This is a genomic window from Viridibacillus arenosi (genome assembly GCF_001955655.1).
In the GTDB taxonomy this organism is placed as follows: domain Bacteria; phylum Bacillota; class Bacilli; order Bacillales_A; family Planococcaceae; genus Viridibacillus; species Viridibacillus arenosi.
The window spans coordinates 1-19238 of record NZ_MSPW01000011.1 but is presented as its reverse complement, the minus strand read 5'-3'; the positions used below and the strand labels follow the sequence as shown (position 1 = coordinate 19238).

The 19238-nt window shown below is 32.7% G+C and carries 24 protein-coding genes and 3 pseudogenes; 9 read left to right on the top strand and 18 right to left on the bottom strand.

All coding sequences use genetic code 11. The annotated features are described in order from the left end of the window. Positions 1–781: 781 nt before the first annotated feature. Complete coding sequence (locus BK137_RS17065; RefSeq protein ID WP_235175701.1) at positions 782–1666, bottom strand: leucine-rich repeat domain-containing protein; 885 nt, start codon at positions 1664–1666, stop codon at positions 782–784. Positions 1667–1869: 203 nt separating this feature from the next. Between BK137_RS17065 and BK137_RS17060 the strand changes: the two genes are divergently transcribed. Continuing rightward, a complete protein-coding gene (locus BK137_RS17060) occupies positions 1870–2292 on the top strand; it encodes an amidohydrolase family protein (protein ID WP_038182720.1) in 423 nt (140 codons plus the stop codon). A gap of 117 nt (positions 2293–2409) precedes the next feature. On the opposite strand, the gene BK137_RS17055 is transcribed toward BK137_RS17060, so the two are convergent. Together BK137_RS17055 and BK137_RS17050 are read right to left on the bottom strand one after the other, a co-directional pair. Continuing rightward, the gene (locus BK137_RS17055) at positions 2410–3261 is read right to left on the bottom strand and encodes a M15 family metallopeptidase (protein WP_051448654.1); all 852 of its coding nucleotides are present in this window, start codon (positions 3259–3261) and stop codon (positions 2410–2412) included. Positions 3262–3323: 62 nt separating this feature from the next. Beyond that, positions 3324–3746, bottom strand: a complete 423-nt coding sequence (locus BK137_RS17050) for a hypothetical protein (RefSeq protein ID WP_038182723.1) — start codon at positions 3744–3746, stop codon at positions 3324–3326. 310 nt (positions 3747–4056) lie between these two features. On the opposite strand from BK137_RS17050, the gene BK137_RS17045 reads away from it, so the two are divergent. Beyond that, positions 4057–4434, top strand: a complete 378-nt coding sequence (locus BK137_RS17045) for a hypothetical protein (protein ID WP_038182725.1) — start codon at positions 4057–4059, stop codon at positions 4432–4434. 54 nt (positions 4435–4488) lie between these two features. On the opposite strand, the gene BK137_RS17040 is transcribed toward BK137_RS17045, so the two are convergent. Next, complete coding sequence (locus tag BK137_RS17040) at positions 4489–5271, bottom strand: helix-turn-helix domain-containing protein (protein ID WP_051448655.1); 783 nt, start codon at positions 5269–5271, stop codon at positions 4489–4491. A 305-nt stretch (positions 5272–5576) separates the two neighbouring features. Between BK137_RS17040 and BK137_RS17035 the strand changes: the two genes are divergently transcribed. Beyond that, positions 5577–5885, top strand: coding sequence for a hypothetical protein (locus BK137_RS17035; RefSeq protein WP_155981174.1), 309 nt, complete (start codon positions 5577–5579; stop codon positions 5883–5885). A 124-nt stretch (positions 5886–6009) separates the two neighbouring features. Here the strand turns inward: BK137_RS17035 and BK137_RS17030 are convergent, their stop codons facing one another. The 6 genes from BK137_RS17030 to BK137_RS17015 form a co-directional block, all read right to left on the bottom strand. After that, on the bottom strand, positions 6010–7248 hold the full coding sequence (locus BK137_RS17030) for an NHL repeat-containing protein (RefSeq protein WP_038182730.1): 1239 nt from the start codon (positions 7246–7248) through the stop codon (positions 6010–6012). 164 nt (positions 7249–7412) lie between these two features. Next, positions 7413–7757: a hypothetical protein gene (locus BK137_RS21750; protein WP_051448656.1), complete on the bottom strand. Its 345-nt coding sequence runs from the start codon at positions 7755–7757 to the stop codon at positions 7413–7415. Between the two features lie 41 nt (positions 7758–7798). Beyond that, positions 7799–8020 (bottom strand): hypothetical protein, encoded by a 222-nt coding sequence (locus BK137_RS21745; protein WP_051448657.1) that lies wholly within the window; start codon positions 8018–8020, stop codon positions 7799–7801. Between the two features lie 151 nt (positions 8021–8171). Further along, positions 8172–8351 (bottom strand): hypothetical protein, encoded by a 180-nt coding sequence (locus tag BK137_RS21970; protein WP_143691078.1) that lies wholly within the window; start codon positions 8349–8351, stop codon positions 8172–8174. A gap of 107 nt (positions 8352–8458) precedes the next feature. Then, entirely contained in the window at positions 8459–8707 is a 249-nt protein-coding gene (locus tag BK137_RS17020; protein WP_038182732.1) for a hypothetical protein, read from the bottom strand. Positions 8708–8833: 126 nt separating this feature from the next. Beyond that, a complete protein-coding gene (locus BK137_RS17015) occupies positions 8834–10408 on the bottom strand; it encodes a long-chain-fatty-acid--CoA ligase (RefSeq protein WP_038182734.1) in 1575 nt (524 codons plus the stop codon). 278 nt (positions 10409–10686) lie between these two features. Here BK137_RS17015 and BK137_RS17010 point away from each other — a divergent pair. After that, positions 10687–10959 (top strand): annotated as a pseudogene (locus BK137_RS17010) (GNAT family N-acetyltransferase); the annotation flags it as partial. A gap of 77 nt (positions 10960–11036) precedes the next feature. On the opposite strand, the gene BK137_RS17005 reads toward BK137_RS17010, so the two are convergent. The 5 genes from BK137_RS17005 to BK137_RS16985 form a co-directional block, all read right to left on the bottom strand. Further along, a complete protein-coding gene (locus tag BK137_RS17005; RefSeq protein ID WP_038182737.1) occupies positions 11037–11576 on the bottom strand; it encodes an AAA family ATPase in 540 nt (179 codons plus the stop codon). A gap of 140 nt (positions 11577–11716) precedes the next feature. Continuing rightward, positions 11717–12190, bottom strand: a complete 474-nt coding sequence (locus BK137_RS17000; protein WP_038182740.1) for a DUF1189 family protein — start codon at positions 12188–12190, stop codon at positions 11717–11719. A gap of 39 nt (positions 12191–12229) precedes the next feature. Further along, positions 12230–12466 carry a ferredoxin family protein gene (locus tag BK137_RS16995; protein WP_038182741.1) on the bottom strand — a complete coding sequence of 79 codons (237 nt, stop codon included), beginning with the start codon at positions 12464–12466 and terminating at the stop codon, positions 12230–12232. A gap of 17 nt (positions 12467–12483) precedes the next feature. Continuing rightward, complete coding sequence (locus BK137_RS16990) at positions 12484–12990, bottom strand: YwhD family protein (protein WP_038183220.1); 507 nt, start codon at positions 12988–12990, stop codon at positions 12484–12486. A gap of 477 nt (positions 12991–13467) precedes the next feature. Continuing rightward, a complete protein-coding gene (locus BK137_RS16985) occupies positions 13468–13941 on the bottom strand; it encodes a MarR family winged helix-turn-helix transcriptional regulator (protein ID WP_038182742.1) in 474 nt (157 codons plus the stop codon). 136 nt (positions 13942–14077) lie between these two features. On the opposite strand from BK137_RS16985, the pseudogene BK137_RS16980 reads away from it, so the two are divergent. From BK137_RS16980 to BK137_RS23005, 5 genes and pseudogenes are all read left to right on the top strand, one after another. After that, positions 14078–14221: pseudogene (locus BK137_RS16980) on the top strand (DUF3238 domain-containing protein); the annotation flags it as partial. Positions 14222–14384: 163 nt separating this feature from the next. Next, positions 14385–14969, top strand: a complete 585-nt coding sequence (locus tag BK137_RS16975) for a DUF3238 domain-containing protein (protein WP_038183223.1) — start codon at positions 14385–14387, stop codon at positions 14967–14969. Between the two features lie 53 nt (positions 14970–15022). Then, a complete protein-coding gene (locus tag BK137_RS16970; RefSeq protein WP_038182744.1) occupies positions 15023–15649 on the top strand; it encodes an FMN-dependent NADH-azoreductase in 627 nt (208 codons plus the stop codon). Between the two features lie 255 nt (positions 15650–15904). After that, positions 15905–16084, top strand: coding sequence for a hypothetical protein (locus tag BK137_RS16965; RefSeq protein ID WP_051448658.1), 180 nt, complete (start codon positions 15905–15907; stop codon positions 16082–16084). A gap of 440 nt (positions 16085–16524) precedes the next feature. Next, positions 16525–16596 (top strand): annotated as a pseudogene (locus BK137_RS23005) (YjcZ family sporulation protein); the annotation flags it as partial. A gap of 216 nt (positions 16597–16812) precedes the next feature. Here the strand turns inward: BK137_RS23005 and BK137_RS16955 are convergent. The 3 genes from BK137_RS16955 to BK137_RS16945 form a co-directional block, all read right to left on the bottom strand. Beyond that, entirely contained in the window at positions 16813–17337 is a 525-nt protein-coding gene (locus BK137_RS16955; RefSeq protein WP_038183226.1) for a GNAT family N-acetyltransferase, read from the bottom strand. A gap of 274 nt (positions 17338–17611) precedes the next feature. Then, positions 17612–18157 (bottom strand): hypothetical protein, encoded by a 546-nt coding sequence (locus BK137_RS16950; RefSeq protein ID WP_038182746.1) that lies wholly within the window; start codon positions 18155–18157, stop codon positions 17612–17614. Positions 18158–18523: 366 nt separating this feature from the next. Next, positions 18524–19054, bottom strand: coding sequence for an SH3 domain-containing protein (locus BK137_RS16945; RefSeq protein WP_038182748.1), 531 nt, complete (start codon positions 19052–19054; stop codon positions 18524–18526). Positions 19055–19238: the final 184 nt, after the last annotated feature.

Here is a 19238-nt window from a genome sequence, read left to right as displayed (position 1 = left end):
CCCAAAAGTCAGTTTTCACCTACTTTGGGACAGCCCTATAAAAGATAAATCATTATTAAATTACTTGGTGTTTTTTTGTATTACTGAAAAAGGTCATGCAAATTGTAAAAATACAAATCATCACAATTGGACTACCTAACAATAAATAAGCAAAACCTTCAAATCCTCTTACTACTGTAGATCCATATGCAATAAGTGATACTCCCAAAGCTAATGATGTCAACGTGTAAATGATAATTGTTGTTTTAGAGTACCTTTTTTCTTCAGCATCGATGCTATAACTGCCAGAACTACACCAACGATAATGCCATATAATAAAGGTAAAAACATCATATACATTTCCCCCTTCTTGTTAGAAAATACCATAAAATAGAATGTATTTAAATATTTATCGTCTGTTTCTTGTTTTTTAAGTATATGCTCCGACATAATATATTTTATGCATTATTCGTAAAGAAATAGTACATTGACACAATAATTGTATCAATAACCGTCATACCTATGTTTGGTATAGTAGCATTCCTTAGAATGAACTCTCCGTACCGAGACCAATTTCTTTAAACACGCACACACGTTTACCTATGATATGAGCTAAAGCTTGTTTACTCTTCCGCATTGGCCTATTTAAGAGAAATTGTTTAACCCTGCTTGTTAGTTCAATTAAAATAACCCGAAATCATGGAGTGATTTCGGGTTATTAATAAGAAAGTGCATTTTATAAAAAACTTAAGTTTTTTATACCTTCTTCGTGTTAATCATAAAAATGGTTATGTAAGTCAGTTTACAAATAAACAATACAACCATTTTCTTCTAATTTCCCTAACCATTTCGGTATTTCTAAGTCATGATTCCATCTTAGATCTAAACGTTCTAACCCTTTAATGTCCATCAAAGATTCCGGTAATTTAATTAATTGATTACTTCTTAAATCTAATTCTAATAATTTTTCTAGCTTTCCAATTTCATCGGGTAAAGTAGTCAATTGATTATGTCTCAAATTCAAGCGTCTTAACTTCTTACAGTACTCAAGTGATTTCGGTACTTGTTTTAATTGATTTTCTTCCATATCTAGTACTCGTAATAACATCAAACTCTCAAAAATTTCTGGGAGAGTACTGAGTTGATTATTTCTCATATGAAGCTCTCTAATATTCGTTAACATACTAAAGCTTTCAGGAATGCTTTGAAGTTTGTTATTCATTATGCGTAACTCAACTAGATTGGTTAGTTTACCAATTTCTGATGGTAATTCACTGAAATTATTATCACTTAAATTTAAATATTTTAGCTTTTTAAGATTCTTAATTTCAGTCGGGAGCGTTTCGAATTTATTATTGTGAAGATATAAATAACCCTCTAGATTCGTAAGATTTCCTATTTCTGTAGGAATTGTTTCAATCTGATTGTGTCCTAAATCCATCATCGTAAGTTCTTTTAAATTTTTTATATTGGGAGAAATTTCTTTAAGCTTATTAGCAGAAATATTTAACACCTTTAAATTATTCATTTTATAGATTTCTTCTGGAATTGTACTTAAACTATTATCAAATAGGTTTATATCTGTAATTTCAGGTGATGGTAATTCTATTTTTGGCAAAGCATTAAGCTCGGCATGAGGTAAGTTGATTTCATGTAATTTCCTCCTAGTAATTGTACTATTCTCCAATTTAGGTTCAGTTATCTCGACAATAAATATACCTTATTTATATCAAAAGTAAATCAACTTTTTCCTCTTCTCTTAGTAAGACTCTGGATATCACTTAAGATAAAGAAGCTTTGAGAAACATTTTAAATCATCTCATAATTGGCAGATGCAAATGAAAAGGTGAATTACTAATTCTAGTAGTTTATGTTCAAAAAACTATAACCTTGCTACTCTCTTTTATATACCACCCAATAATATTATATCGTATTAATCCCCTAAAAGAGGCGGATGATTTAGGGATTTTATATAAGTTACATTCAGATTGCCCAATAACACCTATTTCAACACTATTCTCTGTATGGGCCGCTGTAAATCGACTTACAATTGATGATATCGTTCTTGGCCCAAATCAAAGAATTGATGTAGAAACTGCGTTAAAAGCAATGACAATCTATGGAGCGAAACTCAATTTTGAAGAAGATAAAATAGGAACTATTGAAGTCGATAAATATTCAGATTTTGTTGTTTTAGATCAAGACCCAACATCAGTCGAACCAATTCTAATTAAAGATATTCAGATTTTAAGCACCATTATTAATGGCGAAGTTGTATATGAAAACAAAGAAGTAGATTTTGTACTTAATTAGTTATTTTAAAAGAAAAAGCACTATGCAATCGAAATTGCGTAGTGCTTTTTAATGCTCTTTATCTTTATAACATCTTTCAATTCTAAAAGAACTTTTTAAAAGCTCATATCAATATAATCACTTCGTAGGTACATCTAAAGTTGGATGCGTATTACTCAAATCGTTATAGTGCCACCATTCTGAATTGATTGTTTTAAAGCCAGATTGTGTCATAATCTTTGTTAAATAGTCCATGTTTCTTTGTGCTGTTTTAGAGTTCCCTTTATATGAACGCCCTGCTTTAATAGAAAAAGAGTCAAATTTGGTAGGCATTTTTAGCTCTTTACCTTTAGAATCCACTAATGTTACATCGACACTAACACCTTTACTATGGTTGGAATCTAACGCAGGATTAGCTACATAGTTGTGGTTTTGAACCTTGTTGTACATTTCCCATTGCACAGATAAAGGTCTATATACGTCCCAAATCTTAATCTTATAACCTTTTTTATGTGCTAATTGATTGGCATTTTTTAGTTTTGCTGCTGTTGATTTTGCCACTAATGCTTTACTGTCTTTTGGGTATAATGCATATCCCATGAAGTTTTTCTTTGTCGCATATTTTAAGTCAATGATAAAGCCCTCTTTTTCGGATAATTCAACAAGACCTGCTTCCTTATAGTTTGCCGGTGCAGATGCTAGGTATTTACCAGAGACCCATCCTGTTTTACCGTTAGCACTTACTTTGTACCAACCTTTCGAGTACTTACTCGCAGTCACAAACAACCCTTTTTCAACTGTCATGATTTTTTTATATTTTGTGCCGACCCCTTTTCTCATATTCACAGCTGTTGTTGCTTTTAATGTTTTATTTAGGGACTTTTCAGCTGGTGAGGCTTGGGCAGCTGCTGTCTTTGACATCCCAGTGATACCAATCGTAAATAGTATGCCCAGCACCGAGCTAGCTATAAAAATTTTTTTGATATTCAATTTTAAGTTCAACTCCTTATGTACCTTGCAGCTTTGGGGGATTCACTACCAATCTATAACCTTTATTTAAGCAATACATTGATTGATGAATCATTTGTATGTGCTTGAATATACCAATTAATAGAAAGCATTTGCTCTAGAATAGGTTGCTCTTCTTTTGAAAGATTTAAATCCATTATTCCTGAATCACAAAGCTGATAGTCTTCCCCATCTATTTTATGAAAACGGAATTTCAATAAGCTTTTCAGACCATTGAAAGTTAAAAATTTCACGGAATAACCTTGAGTTAGTGCACTTTCAAGAGTGTTTTTATCATCTTGATATAAAGCTACTAAATCATCTAAGTTAAGCGTTGGATCATTTTCTTTCCAGTTTTCCATTTGTTGTTTTTCTAGTCCCTCAAGAATTTGTTCATTTGAAATGGCATTATCACGTAATTTTTCGATTGTAAAAGCATTCATCATATTTATTGCTACTACTGACATTGTCATACACCCTCTACTAAAATATTTTTAACAGTAAAATCCTCACAGAGAATTTTTCAGAATATAAAAACAATAACATTAGGAGTACATTTCTTCAATATGACGCATGATAAAAATATTTTGAAGATAAATTTATTTGACTTCGCAGAATCGTCTTCAACTAAGATGGATTACTATATTTGCGCCTTTACCTCCTCACTTTTTGAAATACAATTTTATACAAAATTATATTTCAAATCCTCGAATTATCAGTAATGATATCGAATTTCGCGAATATACTTGTATTAATACTAAAAAGGAGATGGATCGATTGGGTGCTAAATGGATTAAGATTGCTGTCCTGTACTTCGCGTTAGGAATTGGTTATGGTCTGTTTATGCATTACACTATTCAGTTGAAGTGGGCTGCAACACACGCTCATATTAACCTTGTCGGATGGGTTTCCGCTGCCATTATTGGACTTATTTATTCTGTTTATAAAGATGCAGGCGAGACGACTTTGGCTAAGGCTCAATTTTGGTTATTTAATATCGGTTTACCGTTCTTATTATTGGGCATGATCTTTATTTATGTCGATGTTCCACGCGTTATTATGGAGCTATGTGTATCGGGTGGTGGCTCAGCAGTCGCTTTATCTGTTGTCCTCTTTATTGTAAACGTCTACAAAAATGTAAAACCTAAAACTTAACTTCTCCTCAAAACAGATTCCTATCAATATTGGGAGTCTGCTTTTTTGTTGAAATTATATTTGGCTAACCACCTTGTCATACCAAACCTCATTTGCTAATGCTTGGGTTTGAATACTCCTTGTCAGACGCTTAATTGTTGTATAAATTGCTCCATGTAAATGCAGGATTTTTCCCAGCTTAAATGCATGAATAATTGAAAGTAAAGCGTTTCGATATAAGTCTTCATGCTCCTCAAGAGAAATATTTCTGTCGACTGCTGCTTTTGCTTTGTAAACAGTACCCGCTATGCAGTAAAGATCCTCCATCTGGAAAAATGATGCAATTGCTTTGATGGCAGAAGGTAATTTTGTTATCAAGCCTTCTTTTAATGCAATACTTTCATTTACTTGATCAGTTATTTCACGTTTTTCTGTATCATATGTATTTTTAGTATTGCTAGTTTTTATAGGGGCTTCTTTGGGCGGACATTGCGGTAGGACATCTGCTTTTGGCGCTTGAATGACAATAGCATTTGACGATTGCCTACGATCCCCATTATGTCGCTTTAATGGATATTGCTTAATGATGCCAAGAGATTCTAATGTATTACAAGCACGACGCACGGTTCGAATATTCACTTCCAACATATCAGCAATTTTCGATTTCGCTAAATAACAAACTCCAATATATTTACACGCAAAACGTGCAAGTAAATCTAAAGTGGCTTGTTCTGATTTAGTTAGCTGATTGCTGAAATTCTGACGATGCATCTTAACTGCTTCGTTTAATTTGCTAATTGACGTAAATGATTGAAGTTTTGAATATGTTTCTGTAGTATTTAGTAATTTGGATGTCATTAGTTTGTCCCCCTCTCCCTTTATTAGTTATATAGAGGCTTTTGGGTGATATGGGGACAGGTTGGTGGAAATTAGATATAAGATTTGGAATTTGATTGTTGCACTAACTTGGATGTTTGTTGCGTTATCTCTATTGTTTGTTGCGCTAACTCACCTCTTTGTTATTTAGCAGAATATTCACGTCCTAAATGCTGCATTTTCTATCGAAAGGTATTTTGGAATATTGGGAGAATACTATAAATAAGACAATTCGAATATATAATTACTCCTCGTATATAACTAGAAAATTCGTTTGGGAGGTATCGATGATGCTATTTATGTTCATTTTTCAGATTGTTTTTGCGCTGCTCATTGTTACTTTAGGTATAGTAGTTTGGCGGTATAACATGATTGAATTTATTGGTTTTTATAATAAATCTGAAAGAAGTAATGGCAAACCAGAAAAAGTCACAAGAAAAGTCGGATTATATTGCATATTATCAGGAATAGGTCTTCTTATTACTGCATACTTTGCATCTATTGCAGACTTTGGTGGAGTAGCATATGTCCCTCTTCTTACATTAATGATTACGGGTGCAATTTTCTTGAGACTAGGTTTGTGGCTTGATCAATAAAATAGCCAGCTAATCGCAGTGTTGAAATGCAATTAGCTGGCTATTGTTTATATAGTAGAAAAAAACTTATGTAGTAGTAATTATTGCCCTATTAGCAAAATAGTTATTTTTTTAATAACTTTATTTATTGAATGACAGCGAAGGTCATCGTTAAGTAGGTGGATAAAGGCATTTTAACGACCGTTCTTGATAGGTGCTCACCATTTGCTAAATTAAAAGCATTTATTTCACCACGTTCAATAGCATCATCACTATCATTATTGCGAAGATTATACATAGTGAAAATGTACGCTTTATTTCCTTTAACGGTTATTTGTTCTGTAAATGTACTTTTTTGTTCTAGAGCTGAACGTTGATCCTGTGGTATTTTGAAAGTAAGTTTTTTCATCTGTTCTTGATCATTCATCACATACGCTTCTGAATAGTCACTTAAAATAACAATTTGATCATCGACAACCGCTAGTGAGCCTGGATTAAAATTTTCATCACCAATCGAAATTTTTTTGACGATTTTTAAAGTTTTAGGGTCAATTTTCACAAGCTTCCCTGTATTTATAATTGTATCATCAGTATCCGATACAGTCTTCATTTGATTGACTGTATAATACAAATATCCTTTGTAATATACTAGTGTCGGATTGCTTGGTAAACCAGTTTGTGAATACTCCTCATCCTCTAAATCTAATTTTTTTGAGGAAATGACCTTATTGTTTTTTAAGTCGACGTGATGGATATACGTAATCGCATCCGGATCAGCCGTCGTAATGTATGCCTCATCCTTTTCAACATGCATGGAATGAGCAAAACCGTGTGGAATAACGATTGATTTCTTATCATTCGGTTTATTTTGTCGCCAATATACAAGCTTTTGACCGTTATTTAGACTCCCTGCAATATCATAAATAACATAATCATTATTCGAATAAAGTGAAAAGGAATTACTTGATTGTTTATTCATATTAATTGACTCAATCTTACCTGTTTTCAAGTCGATTGATGAACGCTGTAGAGAGCGGTTATTAACGACATACGCTTTATTGTTGGCTGTCGTCATACCGATTGGCTCTGATAGATCTTGCTTGACGCTTTGCGATAAAAAACGGCCTGTTTCATCAATAACGTAAAAAGCTCCTGTATCAGAATCACTTTGACTTTTTAATTCCGAAAAGGCTAATAAGTATTTTCCATTTTCCATCTCTAATGTGTCAGTTGCTTTGGGTAAGTTTTCTACGAGTGGTACTTCTTTCTCCCCTAATTGAGGGGAATACGCAATGTTAAGAAGAAGGCGTGGTAAAAAATAGCCTGCTGCTACAATCACAATTAAAATACCACTGATAATGTAAAACCATTTATTTTTCTTCATCTTAATCTCCTATTTTATTTCTGTAGTTATTAATACTATTTTAACCTCTCTATTTAATATAATATTTAACTTCATTATAACGATAAAATATATTCCCATTAAAGTATAGAGAGATATTTTTAAAGAAAATTCAATTAGCTACTGATAATTTAATTCTTCATCTTTTATTTTAATCTCATCTCTTCTAAAATTTGACGAATCCAATCTTTTACATATACCTCTTTTTGAATTTCTGTAAAATTTATCGGTAGATTAAGTGACTGTATATTCTTAGGCAATAGATGCATTTTATTTCTCATTTCTTCATTGTCGGTCGATTCAGTATCGATTAAAAATAAGTACTGACCTTTTATCGCTTCTCGATATACAGCTGAACAATCCAATGTTTTATATACAAGTGTAGAATAAAGCTTGTTATTAAGTTTCACCTCGAAATGTCCTCGTACATTGATATCACATCGAATATGCTTACCGGAATGTTGAGATACCTCATTTTCAAATTCAATCAATCTTTTTTCTTCAATATTAAATTTTCGAATTGTATACTTTCTTAATCAAATTCAACTTCTATAAAATCCTCGTTTCTTTTAACATCCTCTGATAAAAAATATTCTTCTATTAGCCGATGAATCGAATTATTATCCAAGTTACAGCCATAACTAAAAAATGTCAGTTGCTCCCGACCCTTGTTTGCAAATTTAAGCATTGCTTTATAATCATTTATATCCCACCCGTAATTACGGTGATAATGAATATATTCATTCTGAAGCATTTTACATTTCTCCTTTTTAAGTAATTTGCTATTTTACTCTATAAAATTATTAGTTCTATTTTAGATTACAGTATTTCTTTGGTAAGGTACTCACATGAAAAGTAACAATAATCTATATAGTATGACCTTTCCACATGGTCGATATTTCCATTTACCATACTATCACTAAACTAATTTGGAAGTTGCTTTTTGAAGGGGTATTAATATTTTGTGAGATTGGATCGAGTGAAAAAGCTGTTTGTTGCGCTATGTCAGCTGTTTGTTGCGCTAGGTACATTGATTGTTGCACTATCCAGGGCGTTTGTTGCACTAACTCCATCGTTTGTTGCACTAACTCGGTCCTTTGTTATTTAGCAAAATATTCACGTCCTAACTACCTCCCATATTCCGTCTCACAATCAAAAAACCTCCACAGAAAAAATCTGTGAAGGCCAATTTTTACATATTCAATTGTTTTTGTTTACATAGTGTTATTACCATACCACCTACGCCAATTATGCCGAATATTAAAGAGATGATGCTATAACTTAAAGCTTCTAATCCTCCTATATCAATGAAACTTACAAATGTGTAGATGACGCTTACTAATGAAATAAAATAAAATACGTTGAAGATTTTCGAGCTTTTCAAGTATTCAGAAAGTATGAGTATAAAAGCTAGCACGCTGCTGGCTAATATAAAGATCAACTAGACCACCTCTTTACTTTTTTTCATTATATGCAATTTTATATAAATATATTTGCTTTTAATAGCGCCAATTATGAGTCCATTTCATTGAAAGTACAGCCTAATCTAGGTGGCTGTTTGGAGAGCTTAAACTTTCATACTCTCAATATGCTCATTTCGTAAATGAACTTTTTGGATTTTACCCGATGCTGTTTTTGGTAATTCGTCTGTGAATGTCACACTTTTAATCGCTTTAAAATGAGCTAATTTTGAACGGGAGAAGTCGATGATTTCCTGTTCTGTTACTTCTGCATTTTCCCGTAGAACAACATACGCATGTGGTGTTTCTCCCCATTTCTCATGAGGAATAGCAATAACTGCTGCTTCTAAAATAGCGGGATGATCATATAGTACGCCTTCTACTTCAATAGAAGAAATGTTCTCACCGCCACTGATAATAATGTCCTTTTTGCGGTCTGTAATCTCGAAATAGCCCCTTTCATCAATGGTTCCCACATCACCCGTGTGGAGCCATCCATTTTGAATTGTTTCTAATGTTGCTTTCTCATTTTTCCAATAGCCTTTCATTACGCCATTACTGCGAACGACTATTTCTCCTGTTGCTGTACCATCATGAGGCACTTCTTCCCCGAACTCGTCCACTACTTTTACTTCGGCACCAATCATCTGATATCCTGCTTTTACTTTTAAACGTGATTTTTCGTCATCTGATAGGTCACTGAACTGTGGCAGAATTCTAGAAACGAGACTTAGTGGTGAAGATTCCGTCATACCGTAAACCTGGATAAATTCCCAGCCAAGTTCTTGTTCCACTTTTTTGATAAAAGCATGTGGTGGCGCAGACCCTGCAAGGACAACACGTACCTTTTGATCAACGACAGGCTTGTGCTCATCATAATATTGTAATAGTGAATTAAGTACAGTTGGAGCCATATGGACAATTGTTACTTTTTGCGCTTCGATTTCACGGAAAATTGCCTCTGGTGTGGCCTTCTTCAAGCAAATATGAGTCGCGCCATTCGCTGTATAATAAAACGGAGCACCCCAGCCGTTTACATGGAACATCGGTAAAACATGCAAGTAAATGTCCTCATCTGTTACACGCAAATGATGCATCGAACTTAATGCATGTAAATAATTGTTGCGATGCGTCAGCATAACTCCTTTTGGATCCCCAGTTGTACCACTTGTATAAAGTAAACTGCAGACATCATTTTCATCCAATTCAGCACGTTTAACTGGTTCTGGAGAAAATGTTGCTAACCACTCATCATAACCAATTTCCTCCGTAGCTTCTTCTTTATAATGCACAATAATATGCTCGATTGTTTGTAACAGGTCTTTAATTGGCAAGATTAATTCGTATAAATCTTGATCTACTAATAGCACCTTCGATTCACTATGATTTAAGATAAATAAATAGTCTTCTGGTTTTAATCGGATATTTAGAGGTACCATTATCGCGCCTAATTGGTATATGCCATAAAAGCCTTCAAGCATTTCTACTGTGTTAGAAGCTAGATATGCTACTCGGTCTCCCTTTACAACTCCAATTGATTGTAATCCTCTTGAAAGTTGATTTACACGCCCTTCCAACTGGCGGTATGTAAATACTCTCCCTTCGCATTGCACAGCTTCCTTATCACCGTATAGTGTTACAGCACGATCAAGGAACTCCGATAAAACTAGTGGTACATTCATTCCTAAACACCCCTTCTATTTTATGTAATTATTACCATTTTACATTTGTTAGATAATTCTGTCATCTCCTATTTATCAAAATGACATTTTATAAGTTAAACTCTCTACTTATAACCTACTAAACAAATGGAATATAATAGTGATATGCTGTGCTAGTACAGGAAATGACAAGAATGTTTAGTGCTTTAAAACAACGAAGTAATTAACGTTATAATTTATTGAATATAAATTTATTTTTGGAACTAACGTAAAAACGAATACATCAATGAAACAGCGCTTGGGAACACGAGCCTTCACACTGGCTGGAATTAGGAATAGTTTTCCATGAAGTAAATACCTAGAGAAAAGGACTCGGTACACGTACTTTGAAGTTATGGATTAACCACTTATTTAATACATTACCATTGGTTCGTGTTGCATTTAGTACATGGTCAGGGAATGAACGTATGATTCGTGTTGGTGAAAAGTTAGGTATGCAAATAGAAGCGAAAATTCACAAAGCACTTTATTACAATGGTCAGTATTATGATTCTATTCGTATGGTTTATTAAGAGAAAGCGTATTCGATTTTAATATCGAATACGCTTTTTTATTTGAAGAAAATCAATATTCAATTTAAACAGGTACATTACATAAAGGGTTCCTTTCTAACATGTTCAAAATAGCGCTTTATACCTTTACTATTCGATACAATCAGAACCTTATCCCGACAATCATCATATCGCGTAAAGAAATTTGGTTTTCCCACATCTTCAAAATATTTATTCCACTTAAACATCTTCAAGAATATTTCAAATGTCGGTTTGTAATGAGATTGCTCCACTTTCAACTTTTGCAAAATGAACCTTTTAATAATTCGATATGTTCTCACCTTATAATTTATATCTAAGAAAATGATTACTTCAGCATGTTTGAAACTATTAGCAACCCATTCTTCGTTATGTACGCCTTCTATAATCCAGGAATCAGACTTTATAATTCCATTTAATACATCTTTCCTCTCGTCAACCGTTCTCCTAATTTCATCTGTTTCACTTCGTTTCCAAACTACATTGTCTAGCTCATAATAAGGTATTTCCAATTTACGAGAAAGCTCTTTCGCCAAAGTAGTTTTACCACTACCTACTGAACCTATAATATGTATTTTCTTCGGAAGAGTTTTGTCCAATATGTTCACCCCCTACTACATATTCTATTTTGTAATTCCATTCCCTTTAAAAAGTTAATGTGAATGATAAAAAATAAGCCAAGAGTAGATCATCTCCTGACTCATTTCATTTATTCTTAAATTCATGTTTCACTATATAGTCATCTCTTCTTTTTCGGATAAGCTAAAATCATTTTTGTGAAAATATATAAAAACATCACGACTAATGTTATATGAATCATCGTGTTTGTTTTGTAAAAGAGATTAATTGTCGTATATAGTAAAACCGGGTATGTACATGCATACATGGCCATTTTCCAAAGAAGCTGATATACTAGCTTCCTCTTTGCAATGGTTCTTATTAGTAATCCTGTCGTTGCAAGAACTGAAATACTTGTAATACCTGTCAAGATGACTAATAAAGGGTATAAAGTGCAGACTATTAGAAAGGTTTTATCAATGTCACCTTTTGCTATAAACTCACTCGCCATCTGTATGCCATTTGGTAACGCCATTACAGAGTGCATTAGTAGAATATACAATAAGTAATCTTTCGTTTTGATACGGTTTAATTGATAAACTGCCTTCTTTTTTGGTAATGATAAACTTACTTTAAATGTAGTAACAATGCTCATTCGACTGATTTAACTCCCAATTTTATTAACTTTAAAATACTATGCTCTAAAGTGATTTATAGCCATTATTCTCGCAGGTTGATCTGCTTCTAGTAAATCATCTTCATGATAGATAGCTTCAACCGGACATACTGTTTCACAAGCACCGCAATCAATACATAGTCTAGGGTCTATCAGATACTGGTTACCTACAGGTTTTATACAATCTACCGGACATACATCTAAACAAGATGCTGCTTTTTCATCCTGACACGCCTCTGTTATAACAAAAGCCATTTTGTGTTCCCCCTCGTCTATATGAGTTTTTCCTTCAATATTTGCGGACTTTTCTCCCAGTACTCCTCATTGAAGCTTTTCAAAAAGTGACAGAGTAATTGTTTCGACTTCGAATCTAGATGATCTATAATCACATTACCCTTCATCGCCTTATCTAGCATATTAACTTGCTCAGGAAGGGATTTATAACCTAATTTGATGCGCCTTTCTTCTTTCGAAACTAATACTTCACTTGCCGTACAGCCTGCATAATATGCACCACTACTTGAGATTTGCATAGCAATCCAGACAATCCAATATTTAAAATAATCTTGCCCTGCATGCTCACGGTTTGGTGCAAAACGTACTTTTTTCTCTATTCTACTTCGCCCATGTAATGCTTCCATATCTATAAAAACGTCTTCACACTCTACATCTATAATGACAGGTGTAATATTATTTAAATCGAGTGTCCCTACTCCAAAACCACCATCGCCATTCGTTGAATCACTACTGAGAATGTTAAATTGTATCTTTTTCTTAATTGGTTCCATATCCCTGCCCCTCTCTTATATACGATTGAAATCATTAAGAGCTACTACTTCTATTCATTACTTGATTGATACGTTTAATATAAAGATTCTAAAGTCAACTAGCAATACAATCTAGCAAAGTTCATTCAATAGTCTGAATGTTGGTTTGGAATAATGTTTGATTAAATTTAACTATAAAAATAACTTTTTACAGTAAATAAAAAGAAAGCATTAATTGATCAAATGCTTTCTTTTCTGGTAATTTAATATACGGTTTGATAAAAAAAGTTTGATTTTTTATAGCTCTTCTTCAATGAAAGCCCCGTTAGTTGAAACTAGAAAATTACGATTTTATATCTTATTGAACAAATCTGCTCCGTTACTTGAAGTAGAAAAAGGCTTTGCTGCTAATTTATATAATCACAGGAATGTTACACTGTTAGTATGAATTTAAACATGCTAAAAAAGTTCCCTTTTATAGGCTCAATTTTACCAAATAGGTCTTGAGAATGATGATAATTTACCTTCATTTTCTTTGAAAATTAATTTTGATAAATCTCCTTTAAGCATTTGCATTCGTTCACTACCTATATTTTCACTCCACTGTCCCTCAACCTCAGTTAGTATCTTCTCTTTTGCTTTCACTACTAACCAACCTCGTTCAGTCAAAACAATAATTTTCCCTCTTTTATCAGTGGGATGAGTTTGACGCATAACATAACCATTCTTTTCGAGATAATCTACCATTTTACTTACAGCCTGTTTGGTAATTCCTAAATACTCAGATAGTTCTATACCAGTTGCTCCATTAGGTATGATACATTTAAACATAAAACCATGTGCAGGTCTTATATCTCCAAATCCCAATTCGCTTAATCTTTCATGTAGTTCATTAATCGTTGCACTATAGGATAATGATAAAAGTGATGTAAGATCCAATTCACTAAATTCACTATGATTCATACATAAACCTCCTTATAAAAAGTCAAACTGGTTGACTATATGTAAATTCCATTGTACTATCAGAAATACAGTCAATCAAGTTGACTATATTTTAGAATAAAAGAAATAAAATTCACCGAAACAAAAATAAAGAAATTATGGGGGTTTCTCATGCCTAACATCGTTAAAATTGGAGGGAGAGTATATGCTCCATATATATACACATAATTTCAGAGAAACTGGTGACACTCCAAAAGCGCTAGATGGAGATATGGAATACAGTTTTAAAAAGACAATCTAGATATAAATATGAATTAGAAGAGTATCATTATTTGAATAAGAAGCAGCAAATATTAAAGGAAAAGCAATTGACTATTATGCGAAAGAAATTGCGACTTGTTTTGCTGAATGAATCAATGCTATGGATTACTCAATATAAAATTAAAATTACAGAGGTGTTTCTTATTACTAGCATTATTAAAATTAGAGCAAGTGTATTTATTCCGACGTCTTGGACTGAACCTAAGAAGGATATTAAAACAGGAAACTTGATTCAATTCGAAGGTGACTCACGTGAATTTACACCTAATGCTGTAAACGCTATGCGTTCTAGAATAGAACAAGAAGTGGTTGTAGATTTTTATAAAAAAGAAATTTTCACACATGCAAATACTGGTATAACAACGGAAAGAATCACAACTCCAAATGGTTCCGTTAATAAAAGATCAGGGCAAGCTAGTACAAAAGATATTTTGTGCACTGATATTGTATGGAGTTCTGATGACGTCAGATTTCAAATGAGTGCAAGTGCTAGCAACCCATTAAATTCATTTGCACCTCCTGTTGACTACCTATTAACTGTACAGATCAAAATAGATGGTACTGTCGATATTCAAGGTGAACATGATGGATTCCCATGTTATGAATTTTATAAGCAAGTAAATTTTGGTCCGTTTGAAGAAATTCATACACACGATTTCAGGGAAACTGGTGATACAGCCGAGGCTCTAGGCGGAGATATGGAATATAGTTTCAAACAGATATTGTAAAGAAAAATAATACGCTAATCATAACTTAAGAGAAGCAACAGGAGAATAAGAGAATGACAAAAATTTTATTTGTAAAAGCAAACAATCGACCAGCAGACCAATCAGTGAGTGTGAAATTATATAACGCTTTTTTAGCGAGCTATAAAGAATCACATCCAAATGATACCGTGGTAGAGCTTGATTTGTATAATGAAGAATTGCCATATGTAGGCGTTGATATGATTAACGGTACATTTAAAGCTAGTAGAGGACTTGATTTAACAGAGGAGGAAGCAAAAGCAGTAGCTGTTGCTGATAAATATTTAGAACAATTCCTTGAAGCTGATAAAGTTGTATTTGGTTTCCCATTATGGAACTTAACAATTCCAGCTGTACTACACACATATATTGATTACTTAAATCGCGCAGGCAAAACATTTAAATATACGGCAGAAGGACCGGTAGGCCTTCTTAGTAATAAGAAAATTGTATTATTAAATGCAAGTGGCGGTGTGTACTCAAATGGAGCAGCGGCTGAATTAGAAATGGCTGTTAAATATGTAGCAAGTATGATGGGCTTTTTCGGTGTTAAAGATATAATGAAAGTAGTTATTGAAGGTCACAACCAATTCCCAGATAAAGCAGAAGAAATTATTTCCGCAGGGCTTGAAAAAGCTGATAATTTAGCAAGTACGTTCTAAATAACTAACCACTTATCGTTAAATTTAGCAGTACCAACACTTTTATAGTGGTGGTGCTGTTTTTCATTTGCTTATCTCGCTATATTTGAGAAGTAATAGTCCTATTGAGATTTTTTAATATCCTTTTTCAACAATACTGCCCTTTTTTATAAAATTAATTACCTAATCACCAAGATCAGCGAACTTCCAATACGGCCAAAAGCAATTTGATTAGTTAATTTAATTACAGCAAGTCTACCTAGTGAAGTGGTACGTATGCAGATAAAAGATTTTGATTTAGATGATTTGTCGGTGAATGTTTATTTGAAGAAACAAAAGGTCAATGAAGAAAATAGACTAACACTAGATACTGTGATGGCCATTCTGGAATATGTAAAAAAATATAACTTGCAGGATGAAGATTATTTAATTGGTAGTATCCCTTTCGAATGGTAATCACGAGAAGTATATAAGTAGAGAAATTTCAACTAGAGCTTACCTTAATGATTTTAAAAAATGGACTGGTTTAACAAAAGACACTCGTTACAGATATGCATGAGCGTGGAGCTGATTTAGCGACAATAGCAAAGCAAACAGGACATAAGTCTATAAAGACAATCAATGACCACTATCTGAAATTCTCAAATCGTACCGTAGATAAATTTTCACCTTAACTTGTTAAGTGATAATATTGGTATTTAATTTTGAAATGGAAATATAAAAGCTTTGCTACATTTTATTTAGTAACGCTCTTTAAAGTTGTTCAAAAGGAATGATTTTATAATTGATTAGATGAATATCATCTCTCCTTTCTATAACAATACATATTATATATTATAGAAAGGAGGGAATTTATTATGGGAAATCAAAACTATAATGACTATGGCAGACGTAACAATTCATCATTCGTTTTAATCGTTGTCCTATTCATTCTTCTAATTATTGTCGGCGCTAGCTTCCTACATTAATCTACAGCCTCTTTTGATAGCTAACCCATAATAATAATTGTATTGTTAAGGTAATTTAGCCTTACACACCCACACCCATTTTCTACTCACCGAGGGTCACTTGCCACCGAGTGACCCTTTTAATAGTTTCTTTCCTCATTTACTGTTGATAAAATTCTACTTTAAATCAAATAAAGAGAGTGAGGAATAGATAACACTCCCTCACTCTCTTTATAATTATTCACACTTTTCGAGAACTTTATCAATCGAATCCCATTCATATATTGATTCGTTTAATACTTTTCCGCCAATCTTTATTTGAACTGTCTTAACCAACTTGGCGCCATAATACTCATAAAAATAGCGCGTTTTATTTTCTTCTAATACCTCTACAAATACTTTTTTATAGCCTAATTTGTTGTAATGGAGAAATAACTCCTTAAATAATTTTTTACCTATGCCCATTCCCTGATATTCTTCTAGTAAATAAATAGACGTTAAATCACCGGTATTTTCTTCGAGATTCGTTTCTCTTTTCCAAGCATCCGCAAAGCCAATAATTTGTCCCATTTCATTTTCAGCTACAATAACATAGTTATCTTCTTTTGCAATGTTTTGTTTCCAAGCTTCTGTTCGTTTATCATAAGATAAATTCGTTAAAAATTCATCAGGTATAATCCCTTTATATGTCGTTCTCCAACTATCAACAGAAACTTTCGCAATTCCTTGTGCATCTTCTTCTTTTGCTTTTCTGACATGCATTTTATTCTTTATCACACTTTCAACTCCTTTAAATTTAGTCCGTTACTTATATGAATCTCATATTTTATATTCTTCTACAACCTTCTTAAAAAACCTGCTTATTCCATTAACCTGTCCCTTTAGTTGAGTAAGAAGAAAAAAAGAGCTGTCTAGACAGTTCAAAGATTTTCAACTAAAGCCCCCGTTAGTTGAAGAAGAATACTTCACATTATTCTTCATAATCAAATAATAAAGCGATGCCTTATTAAAAGCATCGCAACCCATTTGTGATTAATTAATGAGTCTTAAGTTTTAGTTTAATAAGTCTTGTGGTGTAAACATGTTTAATTTGAAATAAAATCCAAAGTAAAAATAAAACTCCACTTACACTAAACAATCCAATTGGGAATAAATAAAACCAATCTGGAAAATAGCGATGTACAACATAATATTTCCCTGCATCAAATCCTTCAGTTGGATAAAATGATTCAGTTATCAAGTTCTCTTTTATTCCTGCACTTATTGGAAATACGTATTCAGCTTCTATTAAATCTAAATAGAAATATTGTATGTCGTTGACTCCATCTTTTTTTTCATATATCGCAATGCTTTCAGATGTATGAAATTTTTCATTAATAGCTTGAAGAGTATTTTCAATTTTATTAATATCATTATTGCTAAGGTCTTTACCATTAATTTGACTAATAAAATTATCACGAACCACGCTGTATTTAGACTTTATAGAATCGGCGATATTAAAACTTATTAATCCCAATGCTAAAAATAAAAGGAAAATATATAATAACCCCTTAGTTTTCTTATTAAATCCAAAAAACTCCACTCTCATCCCTCCATTCATATGTAGTTATGATAATATTCTATATAATCTCATAAAAAACCTTCATATTTAGAATTTGTATCCATTTCTTATTCAACTAAACTGCCACGTTAGTTCAATAAGGAACTCAAATATTCAAAATATAATAAACAAATTTAACTTCTGACCATTCATTTCAAATTTTTCGCCTTTTAAATCGTTAAGTAATACAAACACACCCGAAAACCTTAAAACTTTGTAAAACCCAACTAAAAAAGAGCAAGCAATTTTATGCCTACTCTGCTTAGTTCAATCTTCATATTATTAAATAAACGTATTAACCATTTGACTTTTTTAAAAAGAAAAAACGTGCGCCTGAATGGCACACGTTTATAAATCAACTGGCTGTAAATCCCATCGACTTACAAAACCAATTTGATTTTTGTAAATAATTATTAAGAAATAACCATCATAAGCAAGTGCATTGACAAATTCCCCAGGTGGTACTGTACCAATCACCTTAGATGAGTTACTTGCTAATGCATATACTTTCGCCTTACGATCTACCGCAACTGTTGGGTCTTGACCAATTGCATATTTATATACAGTAACGTTCTTTAACTTTTTCAATTTCGACGGAACTTCTATTGTCTGCAAATACTTACGAGACACATATACCGTCTTCTTATTGAAAATTGTTTTTGCCCAATATTTATCGTAATTTGTATATTTCACAACATCGCCTTTTACGAAATGAGCAACAATTTCAGCAGAATTACTTGCCCCAGTTCTAATATTCAAGCCATCCACATTTACTTGTGCAGTTTGATAATTACTTGCTGCAGATATCTTCCCGGGAATAACACTTACAAATAAAAATACTACTAATGATAAAATAATTGTTTTTAATAACTTTTGCATGTTAGTATCTCCTTTTTCAAAATAGTATAATACTATCTCAAGTATAAATTATTAATATTTACTCTAAATTTCTTGTTTATAACTACTTCACAATAAATGCGATAACCCCTACTATAATACACAGAATTCCACTTAAAAATTGTCCTAAACCCGAAGCTTGTCCCGTTAACAGTAAATTGAATAA

Coding starts and splice junctions, on each gene's coding strand:
- BK137_RS17050 (WP_038182723.1), bottom strand. CDS start 3,746: ATGTCAGTAGTAGCAATAAATATGATGAATGCTTTTACAATCGAAAAA.
- BK137_RS17040 (WP_051448655.1), bottom strand. CDS start 5,271: ATGACATCCAAATTACTAAATACTACAGAAACATATTCAAAACTTCAA.
- BK137_RS17035 (WP_155981174.1), top strand. CDS start 5,577: ATGATGCTATTTATGTTCATTTTTCAGATTGTTTTTGCGCTGCTCATT.
- BK137_RS17030 (WP_038182730.1), bottom strand. CDS start 7,248: ATGAAGAAAAATAAATGGTTTTACATTATCAGTGGTATTTTAATTGTG.
- BK137_RS21745 (WP_051448657.1), bottom strand. CDS start 8,020: ATGCTTCAGAATGAATATATTCATTATCACCGTAATTACGGGTGGGAT.
- BK137_RS17015 (WP_038182734.1), bottom strand. CDS start 10,408: ATGAATGTACCACTAGTTTTATCGGAGTTCCTTGATCGTGCTGTAACA.
- BK137_RS17000 (WP_038182740.1), bottom strand. CDS start 12,190: ATGAGCATTGTTACTACATTTAAAGTAAGTTTATCATTACCAAAAAAG.
- BK137_RS16995 (WP_038182741.1), bottom strand. CDS start 12,466: ATGGCTTTTGTTATAACAGAGGCGTGTCAGGATGAAAAAGCAGCATCT.
- BK137_RS16985 (WP_038182742.1), bottom strand. CDS start 13,941: ATGAATCATAGTGAATTTAGTGAATTGGATCTTACATCACTTTTATCA.
- BK137_RS16970 (WP_038182744.1), top strand. CDS start 15,023: ATGACAAAAATTTTATTTGTAAAAGCAAACAATCGACCAGCAGACCAA.
- BK137_RS16965 (WP_051448658.1), top strand. CDS start 15,905: ATGCAGATAAAAGATTTTGATTTAGATGATTTGTCGGTGAATGTTTAT.
- BK137_RS16955 (WP_038183226.1), bottom strand. CDS start 17,337: ATGCATGTCAGAAAAGCAAAAGAAGAAGATGCACAAGGAATTGCGAAA.
- BK137_RS16945 (WP_038182748.1), bottom strand. CDS start 19,054: ATGCAAAAGTTATTAAAAACAATTATTTTATCATTAGTAGTATTTTTA.